Genomic DNA, 20307 nt, shown 5'->3' with positions numbered 1-20307 from the left:
ATATTATGCTCAGATCAGTAGAAGCCGGCCGGGAGGCCTGGGTGATAGTGATCACTTGCGAGACGCAAGCGATTGTTTGTTTTTCGTTTGTTATTAGTCATTTAAAATTGTATTAAGACTCTCGAATCTATGTTCATATTTGCCATCGGGATGTTTGAAAGTTAAATAGCTCATTGGTACTATTACATTTTCAGTCTTGAAGTTTGCTTCAGAATAAAACTCGCATAACGTTTTCAATTGCTCTAAATTACTCGTCCAAATAACTGGCTGTATAAAAATGATTTTATCGGGATTTACGAATTTGTCTTTTGATTTATCCTCAAATTTTGACTTTAAGTGATATTCCAGATCATCATAATTTTCGATCTTTTTGGTTTCCAAATGAACATTTAGGACCTCAATCAATACTTCGATATTATCTTTTTTTCGTATTAAAGATATATCTGCACTTTTTTTCTTTTCCGGATGAATAGTTTTTTCAATACCATTTAAATGATATTCTCCAGTAGTCATGAATTTATTAAGAGGTAGACTGGGCTAACGTGTGAAGGGCTTTTCCGGGTAGTGGGCGGGGTGTGGTACATTCCATAAATCAAATATATCGAGCCGTGGTAGTGTGGGCAAGCGCCGTAGGGCAGGTGATGAAAGTACCACTGGAAGCGGTTGTACTACACTCACCGTTTATTGAATAAAACAGGCGTTTTTTACTTTTTTACGCTGGACGATTTTCTGTTTGTAAGGCACGGTGTCAGGGGTATGTTTCACCTTAAAAGTCATGAGCAAAACCGCCCCTAAAGCTACAAAAACATCCACCGGCCACACCCCGCCGGGTTGTACCGCCTTGTATATCAGCACGGGTCAAAAAGAGGTGAAAGCTCCCTAAAACAGGAATAACCGTACCCGCCATTAATCGCAATGGCCGGCCTGAACGGGGTGAGGAATCAACGAAATACGTAAAGGTGACCAAAACCTTACACCTTATCTTTTTAACCAATGAAAGGATGAATTCCTGTTACCCGATAAGTAGTATCGCTGATGGCCGGGTGGACCTGATATGGATGAAACGTTTCAGGCGTTCTATGTCCAGGGCCTGCGGTAATAGCTTATCATGCTAAGCCATAGAACGGGCATAAGCAAGTGCACCGCATGCTACTAACTGCGAGGTGGAGGCTTTTTACTGTTTCCGTTAAGGCCAAAGTCCAGGGTAAGGGTAAGCCGAAAAAATTTCAGGCTCAGGCCTATACAGTCCGCATGTAGTTTGCCACCCATTTGCCGGACATGATTTAGCGCCATGCAGATGGGCAGTTCGTTAGAATTATCAATGCCGTGCAGGAAGGGTACATCGGTATCCAGCGATACAGCCAGCCTGCTTTGGGTCGAGTGCAGGTCTACCAGTACGAACGTGCCATTTTTTACCTTTACATGTGCGCACAGGTGTATCAGGGTACTATAAAGCCTGTTTTTTATTTCTTCATAACGGGCAGGCTCCGCAGAAAGTAATTCCTCTAAAGGGATGGTATAGCCTTTACACGAGAAGCTGACGAACATCTGCGTCTGCCTGTTTTGCAGGTTGTGGCAAAACTGGCGTACAATATACCCAAGCCTGTGAGGCTTTAAGGCACATTGTACCATCCCATACAGATCGACATCGTCAAAAATCAATGAGATGATACGGGTACGTACTTCCCCGGGTTCTATTTTTTCCAGGCATTTGAAAATACTTTCCGTCTCACCGGCGCATACTGCTTTATAAAGCTGATCATATCGTTCGGGTGTGTCCATGGCGTTCTTTTTTTAAGTGGTAGGGTTATTACTAGCTTTCGGTGAACGCTAAGTACACTAACACCCCCTTTGTATTGCACCATTTTCATTGGTAATTGGATGGTAATTTTACCAGCCATTATGGGTATTTTTACCAAGAAAGGCGAGCGCCTTTGTAACTAGCACCCGAGTTAATATATTTGATTTATGGAACACACAACAACACCCCGCCCCAAACACATTGGAAGAAAGGTAAGACACATGCGCGAGTTACTAAACTTAACGCAAGATGACTTAGCCGAAAAAATGGATATGAGCCAGCAGACGGTATCTAACATCGAATCCAGCGAAGAGGTGGACGATGAACAGCTGGAAAAGGTGGCCAAGGCGATGGGTGTGACGGCTGATGCCATTAAAAACCTCGATGAAAATGCCACTGTCTATAATATTGTTCATAATAGTTCAATCAGTGGAACTGTCAGTGGTCAAAATTACAACTGCACTTTCAACCCTTTGGATAAGTTGATGGAGACCATCGAGAAAAACGAAAAGTTATATCGGGAGCTGCTCAAAGAGAAAGACGAAAAAGTGGCGATGCTGGAGAAGTATTTGGGGGGTAAGAAGTAAGCCTGAAGTTTTACGTTTGCTTCCTCTGGCGCGCATATAGCGATAGCGCCATGCGTGCTGATTTAGGGATAGGATTTGTAATCCGGGTGTACTTTAGAGGTAGCTTTTGGAGTATGATACCTCAATATTTTACCATAAGAACTATCCAAAATAAGTTCATCAAGAATATGCGCATTACAAATGCTAAATGCGCTCCAGAAGGAGCTCAAACTCTTGTTATAACGAGCGAAATCAACAGCGAAAATGATACTGATCAGGTAGATTAAAATAAACACTTATATAAAATACCCTGGGATTATTTTAGTTTTATACCCTATTGAGCGTCAGCAATAATCCTTTTAATATGAACCCATTGTTATTGACTTTGATCCCATTTCTGATATTGACAGGATGCAATCCGGCTGGAAGAAATGCCGACATGAAAAAAACACCAACAAATGTATTGCTGATACTAGCCGATGATCTTGGGTATCATGATGTTGGATATCATGGAAATGATACAGTTCAGACGCCAAGAATTGATGAATTAGCGCGTAATGGGGTCATATTCAATAACGGGTACGTCACAGCATCGGTCTGTGGACCAACCAGGGCAGGACTTATGACAGGTATTTATCAACAGCGTTTGGGAAGCGAAGACAATCCAGCTCCGTTTAAAAGAACCCGGGCTGATGTTATAGGATTGCCGTTGAACGTACCTACGATTGCAGAAGGCCTAAAGAAAGCAGGGTACCACACGGGTGTTTTTGGCAAGTGGCATTTGGGAGGTGAAAGAGGTAATGAAAAGTTAATGCCTTTACAGAGAGGGTTTGACGTTTTTTATGGATTTCTCGAAGGCGCTGCATTATATATTGACTCCACAAACCGCGAACAGAAATATATGCGTGGGAATCGGATCCTTGATAAGGAGTACAGGTATTTTACGGATGCAGTTGGAGATGAGGCGAGTGGTTTTATTGATGCGCATAGTGAGGATCCTTTCTTGGTGTATCTACCTTTTAGCGGAGTACACGCCCCATTACAGGCAACTCAGCAGGACATGGATCGATTTAGTTATGTGGAGAACGAGAAGAGAAGAAAAATGTGCGCAATGTTATATGCTTTGGATAGAAATATTGGGAAGGTGGTTGATAAGCTTAAGCAACATGACCTGATGGAGAAGACACTTATAGTTTTTTTAAGTGATAATGGAGGACACCCTCAAGATAATTATTCTTACAACCTCCCACTGAAAGGGAAAAAAGGACAATATTATGAGGGAGGTATTAAAATTCCCTTTTTTATTAACTGGAGTGGAAACATTGAAGGTGGCAGATCATACACACTGCCCGTTTCATCTCTCGATATCGTTCCTACTATATTGAGTGCAACCGGACACCGGGGAGCGCTGGATGATCTGGACGGCGTTGACCTCCTGCCTTACCTCAATGGTAACAACCTTGATAGCCCTCATCAATATTTATACTGGAAACTAAATGAAAAGTGGGCGATAAGAGATAAAGAATGGAAACTGGTAAGTCATGGAGAGCGAACGGAACTGTATAATATAGCCACAGACCCGAATGAAACAAAAGATGTTCACGATCAATATGCTGATGTTGTCGAAAGGTTAAAGCAGAAGTATATGACCTGGAACCGTTCCAATATGCCTGCCAGGTACGGATATAGCCAGGAAGAATTTCCTATCCTTGAGGAACGTACAAGGCGTATCGGTCTGGAGAGGTAGATCTTCCGGGTATCCCCCTCCTCAGTCTCTCGTAGAGGACTCTGAGGGTTAGTAGCATGTAATAGTTCTAGAAATAAATTTCAACATTTTAACGTGCCGAATGTGAGGTGAGATACTTGTTCAGGTCAGTAGAAGTCGGCCGGGAGGCCTCGGTGGTAGCCATCACTTGCGAGACGCAAGCGATTGTTTGTAGTTTGTCGATCTTCAGGCTCAGAGTCCTCTGCGAGAGACTGACGAGGAAGAAAAAAAGGAGACATTAGCCTCCTTTTAACTTGAACTTTCCAATGCTGCCGGTTTCTATTCTTTAAAGAATTTAAATCTTTGTCTGCCCAATTGGATAAAGTATAAACCGGTTTGCAGATGGGAAACATCGATTTTGCTTCCTGCACCGCTGATCAGTGTTTGCCCTGTGATATCAAAAATGTTGAAAGGCGAGTGATCAGGGTTTCCTTCAATGATCAACTGATTTTTCGTGGGTACAGGATATAGGCGAATCCCGCCCGGGATGTCAGACTGGAGAGATTTTTCCTTTTTCAACTCACCTGACAGGCGCGAAGCATTGGCTGAAGTAAGCAGGCTGCTATTGAGTGTGGCGCTGCCATGTACCCAGACGCTTTTGTTCAACTCGGCAGCCCAGTTCTGAGCGATGGTATTGTTGACATGCACACCTGCTCGCCCCCAGTACCCTTCTGCGTAGCCACTGCCCGGTCCGAATTTCTGCGTATCGTCGTCCCAGTTTGTATTGATGTAGTGGACCTGGCGGATGACATCCTTATTGGCGTAGATATAATCGAAGAAGGGCTGAAACCATTCATTCCAGATGGCAGATGCTGATTTGGACTGGCATCCTGCTGCTGCGGTGCCGTCCCAAACAGGGCTCACGTTGCAATTGGTCAGATTGGTCAGGTCATAACCTTGTGGTGTGGACTCCGCCAGGTATACGGGCTTATTACGTTGTCTGGCGAAATTCACCAACTCGTCGGCCAAAGATACCTGAGTAGCCGGGTTGCCGCCGACCGGAGGTGTTTCATTAGGTAGCATGAACCAGGACAATCCCATCCAATCCACATACTCATCTCCCGGATACCAGGCAGTGATGTCTTCACGGAACCCTTCGAGGACATCATCCACCGGTGAAGTGGAGGACTGCCAGACGTATGCCACGTTGGTCACACCTTCATTACGCATAACGTCTACGATCCTTTTCCATGCATTTTTGAAGTGGGTAGTGTTGCTGTAGCCTTTATTCCACTTGCCGTCAAATTCAAACCCGATCCGCAGGTAGATCGCCAGGTCGCTATGATCATTGGCGAACTTTGCCAGTCGTTTGATGTTGTTGTCCCAGATACCGTTACCGATCTGTTCAATACATCCCGCACACCAGGTGTCTCCCGGGTCCGAACCTTCAGCGATGCTCAGCCCAATGGTTAAGGTGGCGTTGGCAAAACCGTCTCCGGCATTGGAGGCGTGCAATGGTCCGGCTCCCCAGTTTATGTCGAATGTTACCTTGTTGCCGGAAGGGTCCTCTCCCAGTGCGCCATATGCAGGAAATTGGTTGGATAACAGGCTAAAGAAAGCCAGATAGCTGACGACGCCTCCCATTTGCGGAAACCCCCGGGCCTCTACACCACCGGACTGATAATCACTGATGGTTTTTAGGTCCTGACCGATAGAAAGCAGGATCTTGTCATTGCCCGGGACCAGGTTTCCTTGTAACCCGGAAGTTGAACAGGGAGCACAAGGTCCGCCGCAGTCTATACCCGTCTCATTACCATTTTGGATACCATCGCTGCAAGTCGGTGAACTGCTGTCACAAGCGGTACAGGAACCGCCACAGTCTATGCCCGTCTCATCACCGTTTTGAATGCCGTCATTACAGGTAGGAGTGGGGTTTGAATTATCACAAACTTCAGAACAGCCCGCCGATTGGGCCTGGGCCACGGAGGCGTAACATTGTCCGCAAAGGGATAGGGGGTGTGAGTCCGGGCAACTGCCCTGGCAATCTCCGGGAGTACCGGTATCACAAGGAGTACAGGCTCCGCCACAGTCTATGCCCGTCTCGTTACCGTTTTGAATGCCATCGGTACAGGTGGGTGGAGGGTTTGAAGTGTCACATACTTCGGAGCAGCCTGCCGACTGGGCCTGAGCTTCAGAGGCATAACATTGTCCACAAAGGAATAAGGGATGTGAGTCCGGACAGCTGCCCTGGCAGTCTCCGGGTGTACCGGTATCACAAGGGGTACAGGACCCACCACAATCTATACCTGTTTCATCCCCATTTTGGACCCCGTCGCTACAGGTCGATCCATTACTGTCGCAGGCTTCACAAGGCCCGCCGCAGTCTATACCGGTCTCGTTACCGTTTTGAATACCATCATTACAGGTGGGAGGTGTCACCACGCTTCCACTATGAATATAGCGGGAGCCGGCGCCAAAGGTATTTTTCCAGTTATTGAGCACTGTTGCGTTGATTTCCACTCTCGAGTCCCCCCAGTTGGCATCCCAGCCTTTCGAAGGCCAGTCGGAATTGATATAGGCAAGCACCCGGACGTCATTGTCAACCACTACATTGTGGAGTTTTTGCAGGTACACATTGAATTGCGAAGGTGAGCTTGCAGCGGGTGCCTGTGCCGCTGACTCGGCAATCATAATTTTCTTGCCCCTGGCTTTGGACCAGTCTATTGACGCCTGAAGTTGCGGATCAATCTCCTGACCCTGACAGTTGAATGTTCCGTTCACTTCCATGCAAATGTCATTGTTGAAGACAGAAAAAGCCACCCAGTCTACATTCTCGTCACCGGGATAAAGCCATTTGGTGTCGTTTAATCCGCGCACCGGATGATAGACAAAGTCTACATTGCTCGCTGTATTTCGTATCCTTTGGGCAATATAGTTGTAAGCGTTAATGTACGCCTGACGGTCCATGTTGGCTACCCCGTCGGGGTTATCAAACACGTTGATCCCGGCGCCTGCCTGCTGTTCCAGCCAGGTGTTTACATACGCGCTGCCATTATAGGCAAATAGAAGTAAACTGACTTCATAGCCGATTCTGACATAGAATTTGACATCCGGCCGCGAAGCAAATGTCTGTGCCAGGGCATCAATTTGAGTGTCCCAAACGCCATTTCCAATGTCATTACAAGCTTCCCAAACGGCATTCGAATTAAAAAAATCCCAATCCGGACTGATCATCTGTCCGTAGCCTCCGGCAGCGGTGTTGTCCTTAATGCTTAAGGCAACCAGGGCATAGGGGTTGTCTTGTTGTGTCCTGATATAGTCAAGAAATTTTGCGTTCGGATCATCGTCGCCTTGCTCTAAGGCACCCAGGTAAAGTGATCCGTAATGCGACCCCCCGGCGGGTGTCAGTCCGGTGCCCGTGATATAATTGTTGTATTCCTGCTGGAATGTCTGGCCAATGAGCAGTACGGTTTTACCACTTCCGGGGTCGAACTGTTGCGCATTACACTGTAATGTCCAACTCATGGCAATAATGAATAGTGTTAATAAATAATGTTTCATAGATGTTAGGATTTGGTGTAATTCAATCTGTGAAAAGACAGGAGAAAATGGATTACTTGCTGCAAACAGACACAGCGCCATTCGTAAGGATAGTATCCTTGTAATAAAAACTGTTGGTAAGCTTGCTTTGGCAATCGATGACCAGGGCAGATCATTTTCTACCTGTCTTTTGGGGTGAGGGCCTCTGGGAGGCCTGGCATAAAAACTTGCGCTCGTTTTAATCCATGCATTAATTCCCTGTCAAGGAAATTTCATAAGGTCAAAGTAAAGCCTGATCAAAGGGAAAACATAAAATAGGGATACAACAAGAACACTATGGCACTACGATTTTACTACTCAAAATTTGAGGATAGCTTGTTTTGAGGCTCATAAAGGACTTTTTTCTTGTATAGAGATCAGTACTTGACAATAAAATCAGTCAGATTATCATTGCCATCAACGGATATTTTCTTTCTTATTCTATACCTTAACCCTTCTATTCCACGTAATGAAATGCCCATGAGAGGGGCAATTTCCTTGGTCGACAGGTTCATTCTTAAGTAGGCACAGAGACGAAGCTCTCTGGCAGATAAGTCAGGGTACGCTTCTTTCAACCTGTAGATGAAGTTGTTGTGGACCTCGTTAAAGTGCATTTCGAAGCTCTCCCAGTGTTGCTCCCCATGGAGTATGTCACTCATGGCGTGAATTACTTTTTCCAGATGTTCTTTTACGGAATCTCTGGCCAGGGTAGAAATCTTTTTGATCTGATCCTGGAGATGGATAATTGTTTCGTTCAGTTGTACCATGTGCATGGTTGAAGAGGCCAGTTCCCTGCTCTTGAAGTTAACGTCCGATTGCAGCTTCTCTGTTTTGAGTTTGAAGATCTGGTTTTCAATCATCAGCTTTTCTTTTTGATAGGCTTCCTGCTGTCTCCGAAGCTGCTCGTGGTTGTTTTGTGTCTGTGCTTCCGTCGATTGAAAGATCCGCTTGTTCCTATACCAAAGCGCAAAACTTATAAACACAAGGAATGCACCAAGGTATAGGACCTTCATAGTGGTAGAAGCGTACCAGGGCGGCAGGACCTCAAAGGTAAATTTTGCTTCCCGGCCGGTAAGGTCATATATATTTTTTGCCCTGACGCGAAAGGTATATTTGCCCGGTTTTAAATTGTTATAGCCTCTGGAAGTGACCTGTGACCATTGGCTCCAGTCTCTGTCAGCTCCTTCCAGCTTGCTTTGGAACAGCGTGTAGGTAGGCCTTTCGAAAAAAGTAGCGCTATAGGTAAATCTCAATGCATTCATTTCAAAAGGGAGTACTTGATGACCGGTCCTCCGGGTCGTATCGATAGCCAGGTGATTTGCTCCATATATAATGGAGTCATTCTTGTTTGTACAGTACACCTTAGACACCTGGGTGCAAAAAGGCTGGTGGTAATTACGAGAATAGCTTTTTCGATATAGGACACCCCCATCTTTTGTGCCGATAAGTAGTGTTTGATCATCGACCCACTCTATGGCTTCAAATCCGGGGATCAGTTCTCCACGCAGTAATTGAAATGGTACTTCTACTTTTTTTTCTTTTCCGGAGAATTGGTTGTGAATAAATCCAATTTGGTCCGTGTTGTCATATCCTGAGATGAAAAACAGGTTGTTGTCCGGCGTGTTTTTTAGCCGCCTGACCAGGTTTGAAGTACCTAAAGTACCCTTGTAATAGTCATTTCTTAACATGGAATCCTGCGCGTGGTCGTATAGGTATACCCCTTGTTGGGTTCCGAAAATGATTTCATTGTCAATTTTGAAAATGTTATTAAAAAGATCGGAGGGGAGCCCTTCTTTTTGTGTGTACAATTTTTGAGACACGATGGTGTCATACGTATCGGATAGTTTCATCCTGTAGATGCCTTTGTATCCGTGTGTGAGCCAAAGTGACCCGTCCGGATCGAACTGGAATTCTCGTGCGGTTTGGGCGTACCCATGCACTTTTGTTTTGGTTTGCCACGTATCATTTACTTTTTCGAGTAGGAAGATGCCTTGATAAGATCCCTGTATAATAAGGTCGTTTCGGCCGGGAGGATGCTCGAACATCCAGGCACCCTGTTCGGAGGTATTTATGGGGATGAGCGTTTCGCGGTCTAAGATGAAAGCGCCTAAATGGTGCCCTACCCAGATCATACCATCCAGCAGGTCCAAACTCCAAATTTGCCCGGAGGACCCCGCAATCATTTTAAAGTCCAATACCTGCGTATCCCGTGAGAAATCGCTGTAAAACAATCCTTCGCTGGTACCTATGTAGAGTTTTTCATCATGTACTAAAAAAGCATAGGCTGCTCCGATCAGTCCACTTCTTTCGTCTATATAGGAGAAATTGGAACTGCGTTCAATATGTGCAATACCATTATTTAAAGCTGCCCAGAGTTGGTAATTGTTATCTTCATAGAGGTGGTTCACGGTGTTGTTGATCAGGCCATGACGCTTGTCTATTTTTTTGATAATTCTGCCATTACGATCAAAAAAGATGAGACCTTTGCCCGCTGTGCCAAGTACATAGGTGCCATCAAACAGTGATAGACAGACATTTGACAAGGTAGTTTTCATATAAGAAGAAACTTCCGTTTCCCATGGAGAAAGCTGCCCGTCTTTAAATAAGAAAAACCCATCGCTCATAGTGCCCAGAAGCAATCCCTGGCTTTTGAGGTCCAGAATAAATTTTAAGACGATATGCTTTAGCTTTTCTCCGTTGGGGATCAGCCGGATCTCTCCATCCTCCAGTTCACATAACCCGTATCCCTGGTCCATGATCAAAATCTTATTCGCATGCTTTGCGGCGTAGGAAAATTCATGCTTCGGAATATGTGCCATTATTTTATTGTCTTTGAAAACATAAATGGCAGCATGTGTTTGAAAATAAACGAACCCGTCTTTTTCAAATATGCTCCAGACATCTCCAAAGGAATTGACATTTTTTTCTAACAGAGGTACCAGTGAGTGGAAAGATTGGCGACCTAGTTGGTCTTTAAGCATATAGCCAAAATCTCCTTGTGCACCTATGAAAAGTGTGTCTCCATGTGTTATTTTGAGAGACCGGATGATCGTTCTGTTGTCCGGTTGAAGTAGTAGGTTCCAGTTGTGACCATCGAAATTCATTAGCCCGTAATCATTGCCAATAAATAGGTTGCCTTTGGCATCTGAGGTAATATCCCAGTTGGGCATGGCAGCATGGTAGACATTTTTTGTGTAGTTGGTGATTTTGGGATAACCTAACGGATCATATTGACCAAAAGCGAATAGCGGAGAGAATAAAATAAAAATGACCCAATTTCTTATGGTATAGTATTTACATGATATTAACATCATTTAATCTATTTGAGGGACCTGTTTTTGATTAGAATATTTAATTAAGGCGAACCTTTTTTGACTTTGCCAGCATACTTACCAGCTTATCCGAAGCCCTAACGGTTTCTGCCAGGGGGACCCAAAAAGTAAATGCCATGAAGTACTGTTTCATGGAAGGCGCTGGTGAATATCAATGCGTGAAAGCGGATAAGATACTACAAAATTTTGACATTTGAGCACGTGATGACACTTTGAGCGATGTGCATTTTGGAGATTACTCCCTTTTGCCAATCCACTAACTTTCTCTCGGTATCCTGGCCTTATGGTTGGCCACGCTCTTTCTTGCTGATAGTCAGACAGGTTTAATTTTTTCAAGACTTTTGGTCAAGTGCAGCGTAGCAACCTTATTTCTTCTTTCCGATTAGTAATGAGGAACACCTGCTTCGAGTTTTTGATAACTTTTCTATAAAAGAACTTCAAAAAAGTCTTTGTAAACCTTCTTGAGGTTTTTTGGTAAGGCTACCAGAGGGCTTTGTTCCTGAACGAGATAAAATATTCTGATCCGTGCGTGTCGGCCGGGAGGCCTTAGTGATAGCCATCACTTGTGAAACACAAGCGATTGTTTGTTTTATTTTTAATCAACCGTGCGACCGATAGTCCTCTTCAGGTTTCTATTAATCAGCCCAATTCCGAGTTCCCAGGTTAGAATTGAAAACAAAAGTGTTGTCAAGAGATAACTGGTATTAGCTTGTGAGTCAGAAATAAGTTTAATGCAACTCCAATCAACAATTTTTCGATATTGGTACTGGATTACGAAAAAAGAAAAAGTTGTTAGAATTGAAATTAGTGTTATCCATCGAAGTGAATTTATTTGTCCGAGATTCTTTAGTTTCCAAAAAACCAGAAGGTTGAAAACTAGCACTATCAGGACAGTCAACTCTTCTCCAATTCCGATAGTTAGAATATATCAAATGATAAAGCAAATTGCTCCAAGGTTAAAATAGCATCTTATTCTTGAGTTAATATTATTATCAGGCATTGTTTACCATTTTGTAATATTTCCCTTCTGGTCGCAGAACATCCTATGATCAGGGGGGATAAAACGTTTCGATCCATGTGAGCCAGCCGGTTACAGTGATAGCTATCACTTATGAAACACAAACGACTGTTTGACAGAAGTGGTTACTGTGGTACGGGCTCACTTAAGATGAGTTTTTTTCCCCAATGGATTAAAAATCTCTATATGGAGCATCTAAAAACTGATTTGCTTCCGGCTCCGCAAATTTTGCCGTCTGGCTGTCCCAATGTAAAGTCTTATTTGGAAAACGACCGGCAATGACCCCCAAAAGTATCACCTCCGTTAATCTGGCGGAATAAGAGAAGGGCGCGCTACATTCCCCCTTTCCAAGGCAGGCATCCACGAACTGGTGATAATGTTTAGGGCCTTCTGTATCGTAATTTCGGATGGGTGTTCCTAACTTTTGGGAAGTTTCAATTTTTGATATCTCTGCATCTATATTTTTATATTTTCCATCTACTATCAGCCTGGGGAGTTCCATAAAGTGTGGTAGCAGCAACCTGCCTTTTTCGCCGACAAACATAGCCCCTTGTTCAGGGACCTTTTCCTTATTGGGCAAACTGAGGTCTTCATGCACATTCGGCGCTCCTTGTCCATCGTACCAGACCCATTTTAAAGTATCCGTGGTGTATCTCGTACCGGGAAATTCGTAAGTGACCACATTATTTTCCGGATATCCAAAACCTGTGGGTTTTCTACAACTGTTTTTAATGGTTTCGGGAACGTCCAGTTGCAGTGCATTGTATGGAGTATCAAAAATATGCACCCCCATATCTCCCAGGGTCCCACAACCGTAATCCAGCAATTTCCTCCAATTGCCCGGATGGTAAATGCCTTTTTTATAAGGCCTTTTTAAAGAGGTTCCAAGCCAAAGGTTCCAGTCCAAATGCTCAGGGACAGGGTCACTACCCTGTGGGGCCGGACCGTCATAGCCCCAGTTTTTAGGAGACCAGGCCCGTACTGTACTGACTTTGCCTATGATACCTGATTGGATAAGTAAGGTGGCTAACTTATAATCGTAAAAGGAATGCACCTGGATACCCATTTGGGTCACCAGATTTTTTTCTTTGGCTAATTCAGCCATCGCCCTTGCTTCCGACACATGGTGGGTAAGTGGCTTTTGACAATATACGGGCTTGCCCATTTCCATGGCCCTCATAGAGGCCGGTGCATGGGTATGATCCGGAGTTGATACCAACACAGCATCTATGGCATTGCCTATCTCTTCCAGCATTTTTCTGTAATCAGAATACGCTTTTGCATTGGGATGTAACTTTTTAGCTGCAGCCAAAGCATTTGAATCCACGTCACACAAGGCAGTAACGACCACTGATTGATGAGATGAAATGGCTTTAAGGTCTTCCATTCCCATACCTCCAACACCAATATGAGCTGTTTTTAATTTTCCATCTTTCGAAAGTGCCAAAACGGATGCTGGTAGTAAAGCTACTGATGTTAATGCGGCCGTGTCTTTTATGAATTCTCTCCTTTTCATTTTCCCGGTAGGTTATAGTTTTTTGATCTTTATATTTTTAAACCATAGGGGGCTGTCATGGTCCTGCAGCCCGATGTAGCCGGTCTTAAACTTTCCATAATCAGGGGAATCCTTCCATTTTCCTGCTGCTTTTCTTTTATACCAATCATCAGACCAGGGCACAAAAGATAGCACTTTTTTGCCGTTCAGCCAGTGCTCTGCCAGCTCCGGTGTAAAACGGATCCTAGAGGTATTCCACTCTCCGGCAGGCTTCACTATTTTTATCGTGCTATCCGGAACATACATGGCATAATCAGCCGCCGTTTTTTGCCATTCCTCTAATGTCGCATTATTGATTTCCTCCCATTTAAGATCATCTAATAGCTGGTATTCAGGACTAACTTCCGGTGGGCTGTTATACCCTTCTTTCAGATGATAAAAGATACCACTGTTTCCCCCTTCGGGTACTTTCCACTCTAAATAAAGTTCAAAGTTGTCAAATTCCTCAGCGCCATAAATGATGTCCTTTCCTCCTTTATGCTCAGATTCGAGCTTCTTTTCAGTATCAAAAGTCAGCGCTCCGTCTTTTATTACCCACTGTTCCGGCAGTGCCTCACCGTTATAAGCTCTCCAACCTTTCGTGCTGGTACCGTCAAAAAGATAGATCCAGTCATTCACTTCAGCATCGTTGAGCGTTTCGGAATTCGTTTGGGATTCCGTTTGTTGCTCTGTTTTGCAGGCATAAACTGTTGCTACCAGGAGGAGAATTGTACTCAGCTGTTTCATAAGCGTTTACTTTAATTGTTTTAGTCATTAGCTCGTAGATGAGATTATCCGGTTCTTACTTAGGTCGGGCTTGTCGATACCCGACCATTTGTAGCGGCTTTTATTTTAATCGCTCCATTTTCAACTATCCCTCACCACCTGAATAATCCCGGCATTGCTATAAATATACTGCATCGGTTCATAAACTAAGTCTTAATTCTATCTGATGCACTTTTATGAGGCTGTGTAATAAGGTGTATAAAGTGGTGTACTTTATAGATATAAATAACACTCCGTGAAAACAGAAGTAGACAGCGTACTTTTATTAAGATCACTTCACCTTTCTCAGAGTCCTCTACGAGAGGGCTGAGGAGGAATTACTGTTTTCAACGGAGTGTTGTCATTTTCTTCACCTCTCTCATAGAGGACACTAAGGAGTAAACAATTGACATTAACGTGCATTCACCTTAAAAAAAACTGAATTTTAAAGATGAGAAAGTTTTACCTGATCGTCCTGCTGGTAATGTTCACAGTATCTGCCCGGGGCCAGTCTGAAGTCTATCAACAGAAGAAAATGGCTAAATTGGCCGTGAAGTCCCCTTTTGAAAAGATATGGGATGGAGAACTGCCCGCCGAAGTAGTGTATAAAGATGAAGAGATCATCGCTTTTGTACCCCTTAGAAGGCAAACTCCTGTACATTACCTCATCGTACCCAAAAAACGGATCGCCACGATCAACGATTTGAAAGATGATGATGCCTTGCTGGTAGGCAAGATGTTTCTTGTGGCCAGGGACCTTGCCAAGCAATATGGCATCGCAGAAACGGGTTACAGGTTAGCTATCAATACCAATGAAGATGCCGGGCAATCCGTATTCCATTTGCATCTTCACCTGCTGGGAGGAATGAAAACAGGCCCCATGGTAGACCAGACCTATAAAGACCCAAACCCTCGAAAAGGAGATGAATAGAAACCCGGTCAGAGCACACTAGTGTTGTGTCAATGCTCAAAGGGCGGTAAACTATTAAAGTCGGCAGTAGGCGATAATCAGTAGGCAAAATGACCCGTTTTTATTACTTTAATTTATCCTCTGCTCTACGCCCTCTGCCCCTTACCTGTTGCTGACTGATCGAGAACTTTCCAACACTGCAAATAGAGTTACATCATCTAACCCAATACGTCAGTTTAGCATTGACCAGACGCTAGTCTTCCAGCGGCTCGCAATGAAAGCCGCATGTTTTTAGAAGGTAGATAATATCGTTTTCACCGATCCCATTACGGGCCTCAATCCTTAATACATTGTCTATATCTTCCGTGTCCACAGACCAGCTATTGATCAGTCTGTGATGGTCAAAAAGTGGTTTGATCATTTTTGCCTTTTTCCTGGTTTTAATATCGGTCCTGAAGATCAATAATTGGATGGAAAGTGTTTTATAGTTATCCATGTTTTCAATTGAAACGTTATTCTTCGCTATTAACTCCACTTGTACGTTTTATATATGCTTTATAGGCTTCATTTCCTTCTTCTTCCCAGAATTTGTCATAGAGCTCCCATTTTGAAAAATCGCTTTTAGTGCGCTCATCACTGCATTTATATTTCTTCTTAGAAGAACGTTTTTTACCTGAACCTCCGCCAAAACCGCTGAATAGAATTTTGAATAGAATGAGCAGCCCGACTGCCTGCCAGTAGTCAATTTCTACCAGTCCAAAAATATCGGGCATCAGGGCGTTCCATAACCACATGATAACAAACCCGAACAATACGGCAAACCCTGCGGCCGCCGTAATTCCCAATACCACCCACGCCGCAATGGTTGCCGGCCTCTTGGTTCTCATTTTGTGTTTAAAATAATTTGTCATTTTCTTTAATTCTAAGTGCTAATATCTTTCTTAAGTTGCTTGTTCAGAATAGAAAGGGCCCTGTGGCGCCTTGACATTAATGTCCCCTCCGGTATCCCGGTTTCTAATGACAATTCTCTATAACTGAACCCTTCAAAATCTACCGCAATGATTATTTGCTTATAGTGCGGTTTTAATTTTGAAATTGTCCGGACCAGTTCATGCTTCATTTGCTCGGAATATGAATTATCAGATCTGCCATAAAACAACTCTGCCAACTCGACCAATCGTGATTCACTTTCATCCTGAATATTGGTCTTTTGCTTTGTGGTTCGAATGGTATCAATAATTTTATTTCTTATGGAATGGTAAACGAACCCCGCGACATTATTAATGGGAGAATAGTTGTCCGCACCGGAAAGTAACTTCAAAGCAACATCCTGAATAATGTCTTCAGCATCCCTGTCGGCACTATCAGTGATCTTTGAATGGACATATGATTTGAGCCGGTCATATTCCCTGCCAAAAAATGCACTAAGTTTTATACTATTCTCTGTTTCTGACATTCATCAAAAGCCTTCTAACGGGTCTTCATCTATACAAGACGATGCTTTTTAACTTCATTGCATTTTTTTTGAATTATTTACCAGAAAATTTATCCTGGCAGTTATCGAGGTACTGTTAATGCTTCTGGTTTATTGGGGTTATTCTCATTGTGATATGGACGGGTGGATGCTCTCAGTCGTTTCTCTCCTAAAAAATGCTCTGAACATCAGTAACATGTAAGGCTATAGAAATAAGCTTCGACGTTTTTGGTGTGTCGACAATTTAAGGGTTTTTAAGTTAGGTGACCTTGGGCTCAGAGTCCTCTACCATAGGGAGGAGCTGAGGAGGGAGAAATTCAATTATTCACGTATCCCTGATCCCAGGTCTTTTTCGAATTATGATTTCTCAAATCACACTGGAAGTCGGCAACTCCTTTAAGATTCATTAGTACCGAAACCCACCCTGCGTTTACTTCAGGAAAGTCGTTTTCATTCACATTTTCATTGATTAAGGTAAGGTCCGTTCCGCCATTTTCGGTAGGTTCCAGCTGAAATTTTACCAGACTATCAAAATAGTCCAGGTGGAATGCTTCGGAAGGAACAGTCTTTAATATCCGGCTGTCATAGGTCAGGCCATTAGGGAATGAGAAGTGAATGATACTTCCCTTTTCAGTCGCTTTTTCAGCCCAGAATTTTGACCTGCCTTCGGCCGAAGTGAGTAAGTGAAAGACGGTGTTTGAGTCAGAATTGAGATGTATTTTCCAGGTTATGGTCTTCATTATATCCTCCAACATTTAAATGTCCTATAACGGTCCTATATAAAAGTAGTGGTTTTCGTGCTATGAGCTTTCAGGCTCCAATACTGTTAATAAATGTAGGTCATTTTATTTGTTTGAAAACCCCAACTGGCGATCGTGATTGAGCTATATTTTACCAATTCAGGTATCTCATTTGGAAGGGTTTATTTGAAAAATTATCCCATAGTGAGAAGTCCCAACTATCACCATACTCATTATACATTGTTTCGTCAGGATTGACTTTATATAAGATTCGTGTGTCTATATAATTTACAAATAAAACTACCTCCGCGCGATATGTGAATTCAATTAAAACGTTATTCGTCCATTTGGCCTTTACTAAAAAATCTGCTGGCCTCTGGAGTGTATCTATTTCTGGATGTCCAAACTTGTTTAAATAACTACTAAATATAAGCTGAGCGTCTCTTAAATAATTATCACCATTATAATAGATACTGATTGCATATAATGAGTCATTGTGTAATGTCGGAAAAAGCGTCCAATTAATATTAGGAGTTAATGGATTTATGAAGCCAATTTCATCTAATTCGCCGATACCGGTCTGGTTTGATTTTCTGTAAAGTGATTTTTTATCAAAATGTTTGGTTAATCTAATTGCTACCTGTTCAGCACTTTCAGGGAATACGGCATCTAATAGATTGGCATTAACTAATGTTTGTTTTTCTTTTTGCTTCGGTGAACAGCCTATAATTACTATTGCATATAACAAAATCACAATTCTCATAACATAAATTGCTTATAACGTTCTGGCAATGTGCTATGCAGGGTGGGCAAGGCCTTGTCTGGTCGCATGGTTAGCTAAAGCTGTGTCTTTGGCTTTAAATTTACTGAATAAACATCAAGCACGGATTCGTGTTGAATGAGTGATCTCTTCGGTCAGTATCAAAGCCACATATTCATTGATCTATTCCCCAATCCATTCATTCGAATTTTTCCTTGTACTATAGTCTACCAGGCTGGAAGGATAGTTTATCCAATCCACCTGTTTGATTATTTTTCCTGCTTCGTCAAAAGTCAGTAGTGTGGTGAAGTGCATTGCTTCAAAATCAACCTCATGCCATGTGAATGGCGTAAAATGCCCTTTTGTGACTGCTGTATTACCTTCAATGATCTGCTCATGTATGACAAGAGCAGTAGATTCAAGTTTACGGAAGCCAGGCCGATTCCAACCGAAAAAATTGGATAGCTCTTTTTTGCCTGCTATCTTGTCTGCGTTAATGATATCCTCAAGGATAATCTCTTCACTATAGAAACTCAGAAACTTTTCAAAGTCGGTGCGTTCTTGATAGGTACTGTAATACTCCGATACGATGTTCCGGATAGTGTTTTCGTAGTTTTTATTCGTGCAAGATAGTGTGAGCAGCCCTATACAGATAGATGGAAATAAAGTTGCTTTTTTCATAGTAAAATATCAAAACGGGTAGGATCGATAATGCGAGTAAATTAACCAAATAACTCTCCAAACACCTGGTTCAATTTAGAAAAGGCATGGACCTTAATGGTGTGCTTACCATTCTCTAGTGCCTTCATACCATACTTGGAAATATAGATTTCTTCAAACCCTAATTTCTCAGCCTCGGCTATACGGGCATCCAGCCGGTTTACCGTTCGCAACTCTCCTCCCAGGCCTACTTCAGCTGCGAAACATACTTTTTCTGAGACTGTTATTTCCTCCAATGAAGAAACTATGGCTGCACATACGGCCAGGTCAATGGCCGGGTCTTCTACTTTAATGCCACCGGCCATATTCAGGAAAACATCCTGAAGCCCCAGGCGAAATCCACAGCGCTTTTCCAATACAGCCAGTAACATGTTTAATCTTTTGCCGTCAAACCCGGTGGAAGTACGTTGTGGGGTGCCGTAAGCAGCATTACTTACCAGCGCCTGTATTTCGATCAGTAGCGGGCGGTTTCCTTCCAGCGTGGCGCCTATGGCTACACCGCTTATGTCAGCATCTTTTTGGGAGATAAGGATCTCTGAGGGGTTGGATACTTCGCGTAAACCTGAGCTTAACATCTCATAGATCCCCAGTTCCGAAGTGGAGCCAAAACGGTTTTTGGTAGTGCGAAGGATACGATAGGTCAGGTGCCGGTCTCCTTCAAACTGCAATACTGTATCCACCATATGTTCCAATACCTTAGGTCCTGCTATGGCGCCGTCTTTTGTGATATGACCAACCAAAAAAACCGGGGTAGCAGTTTCTTTGGCGTACTTGATCATCTCTGAGGTACATTGCTTTACCTGTGAAATACTTCCGGCCGCCGAATCCACCTGTCCGGAGTGAAGGGTCTGCACGGAATCTATGACCAACAGGTCGGGTTTTAGCGTTTCAATTTGCGTAAATATCCCTTCTGTGGAAGTCTCTGACAGTACATAGCACTCCTGCGATGATAATGCTTCACGCATGCGGTCAGCGCGCATTTTGATCTGCTGCTCGCTTTCTTCACCGGATACATACAGCACCTTCTGTTGAACAGAAATAGCAATTTGAAGCATAAGGGTAGATTTCCCGATACCAGGCTCACCAGCGATGAGCACCACAGCGCCGGGCACTATACCACCGCCCAGCACCCGGTTCAGCTCAGCATTTTTGCTGGTTATCCGCGGTGTTTTCTCCGTGGTGATCTCGGTGACCAGTGTAGGTCGATTACTTTTGGACTGACTGGCCTGGCGCCATTCATTTTTGCTGGAAGCGGGTTGTACTTTTTCTTCTACAAATGTGTTCCATTCGGAGCAAGAGGGGCATTTTCCAAGCCATTTGGCAGATTCATACCCACAGTTCTGACAGAAAAATGAAGTTTTACTTTTGGCCATATGGATCAAAGATATAAAAACCGCTCAAGG

The 20307-nt window shown here is 43.4% G+C and carries 16 protein-coding genes; 3 read left to right on the top strand and 13 right to left on the bottom strand.

The features are described from left to right. Positions 1–93: 93 nt before the first annotated feature. Both FNH22_RS04790 and FNH22_RS04785 read right to left on the bottom strand, forming a co-directional pair. Positions 94–513, bottom strand: coding sequence for a hypothetical protein (locus FNH22_RS04790; RefSeq protein ID WP_143397198.1), 420 nt, complete (start codon positions 511–513; stop codon positions 94–96). 639 nt (positions 514–1152) lie between these two features. After that, positions 1153–1782 (bottom strand): hypothetical protein, encoded by a 630-nt coding sequence (locus tag FNH22_RS04785; RefSeq protein WP_143397197.1) that lies wholly within the window; start codon positions 1780–1782, stop codon positions 1153–1155. 186 nt (positions 1783–1968) lie between these two features. Between FNH22_RS04785 and FNH22_RS04780 the strand changes: the two genes are divergently transcribed. Further along, positions 1969–2388: a helix-turn-helix domain-containing protein gene (locus FNH22_RS04780; RefSeq protein WP_143397196.1), complete on the top strand. Its 420-nt coding sequence runs from the start codon at positions 1969–1971 to the stop codon at positions 2386–2388. 343 nt (positions 2389–2731) lie between these two features. Further along, complete coding sequence (locus FNH22_RS04775; RefSeq protein WP_143397195.1) at positions 2732–4114, top strand: sulfatase-like hydrolase/transferase; 1383 nt, start codon at positions 2732–2734, stop codon at positions 4112–4114. A 297-nt stretch (positions 4115–4411) separates the two neighbouring features. Here FNH22_RS04775 and FNH22_RS04770 read toward each other — a convergent pair whose 3' ends face one another. From FNH22_RS04770 to FNH22_RS04755, 4 genes are all read right to left on the bottom strand, one after another. Next, positions 4412–7633, bottom strand: coding sequence for a glycosyl hydrolase (locus FNH22_RS04770; protein ID WP_143397194.1), 3222 nt, complete (start codon positions 7631–7633; stop codon positions 4412–4414). 395 nt (positions 7634–8028) lie between these two features. Beyond that, on the bottom strand, positions 8029–10965 hold the full coding sequence (locus tag FNH22_RS04765) for a triple tyrosine motif-containing protein (RefSeq protein ID WP_143397193.1): 2937 nt from the start codon (positions 10963–10965) through the stop codon (positions 8029–8031). A gap of 1208 nt (positions 10966–12173) precedes the next feature. After that, a complete protein-coding gene (locus FNH22_RS04760) occupies positions 12174–13517 on the bottom strand; it encodes a Gfo/Idh/MocA family protein (RefSeq protein WP_143397192.1) in 1344 nt (447 codons plus the stop codon). A 12-nt stretch (positions 13518–13529) separates the two neighbouring features. Further along, complete coding sequence (locus tag FNH22_RS04755; RefSeq protein ID WP_143397191.1) at positions 13530–14282, bottom strand: DUF1080 domain-containing protein; 753 nt, start codon at positions 14280–14282, stop codon at positions 13530–13532. A gap of 469 nt (positions 14283–14751) precedes the next feature. On the opposite strand from FNH22_RS04755, the gene FNH22_RS04750 reads away from it, so the two are divergent. After that, the gene (locus tag FNH22_RS04750) at positions 14752–15231 is read left to right on the top strand and encodes a histidine triad nucleotide-binding protein (RefSeq protein ID WP_221420215.1); all 480 of its coding nucleotides are present in this window, start codon (positions 14752–14754) and stop codon (positions 15229–15231) included. 232 nt (positions 15232–15463) lie between these two features. On the opposite strand, the gene FNH22_RS04745 is transcribed toward FNH22_RS04750, so the two are convergent. The 7 genes from FNH22_RS04745 to radA form a co-directional block, all read right to left on the bottom strand. Beyond that, positions 15464–15706, bottom strand: a complete 243-nt coding sequence (locus FNH22_RS04745) for a hypothetical protein (RefSeq protein ID WP_143397190.1) — start codon at positions 15704–15706, stop codon at positions 15464–15466. Between the two features lie 16 nt (positions 15707–15722). Next, complete coding sequence (locus FNH22_RS04740) at positions 15723–16097, bottom strand: hypothetical protein (protein ID WP_143397189.1); 375 nt, start codon at positions 16095–16097, stop codon at positions 15723–15725. 35 nt (positions 16098–16132) lie between these two features. Next, positions 16133–16666 carry an RNA polymerase sigma factor gene (locus tag FNH22_RS04735; protein ID WP_143397188.1) on the bottom strand — a complete coding sequence of 178 codons (534 nt, stop codon included), beginning with the start codon at positions 16664–16666 and terminating at the stop codon, positions 16133–16135. A gap of 335 nt (positions 16667–17001) precedes the next feature. Beyond that, on the bottom strand, positions 17002–17424 hold the full coding sequence (locus FNH22_RS04730; RefSeq protein WP_185154077.1) for an SRPBCC domain-containing protein: 423 nt from the start codon (positions 17422–17424) through the stop codon (positions 17002–17004). Between the two features lie 151 nt (positions 17425–17575). Continuing rightward, positions 17576–18187 (bottom strand): hypothetical protein, encoded by a 612-nt coding sequence (locus tag FNH22_RS04725; protein WP_143397186.1) that lies wholly within the window; start codon positions 18185–18187, stop codon positions 17576–17578. A 180-nt stretch (positions 18188–18367) separates the two neighbouring features. Then, the gene (locus tag FNH22_RS04720) at positions 18368–18865 is read right to left on the bottom strand and encodes a nuclear transport factor 2 family protein (RefSeq protein WP_143397185.1); all 498 of its coding nucleotides are present in this window, start codon (positions 18863–18865) and stop codon (positions 18368–18370) included. A gap of 41 nt (positions 18866–18906) precedes the next feature. Next, a complete protein-coding gene (gene radA, locus FNH22_RS04715; RefSeq protein WP_143397184.1) occupies positions 18907–20277 on the bottom strand; it encodes a DNA repair protein RadA in 1371 nt (456 codons plus the stop codon). Between the last annotated feature and the right edge of the window lie 30 nt (positions 20278–20307).

The sequence above is a fragment of the Fulvivirga sp. M361 genome (genome assembly GCF_007097395.1).
Taxonomy (GTDB): Bacteria; Bacteroidota; Bacteroidia; order Cytophagales; family Cyclobacteriaceae; genus Fulvivirga.
Note: the sequence above shows the minus strand (reverse complement) of the source record. Positions and strands in the feature narration are given on the sequence as shown.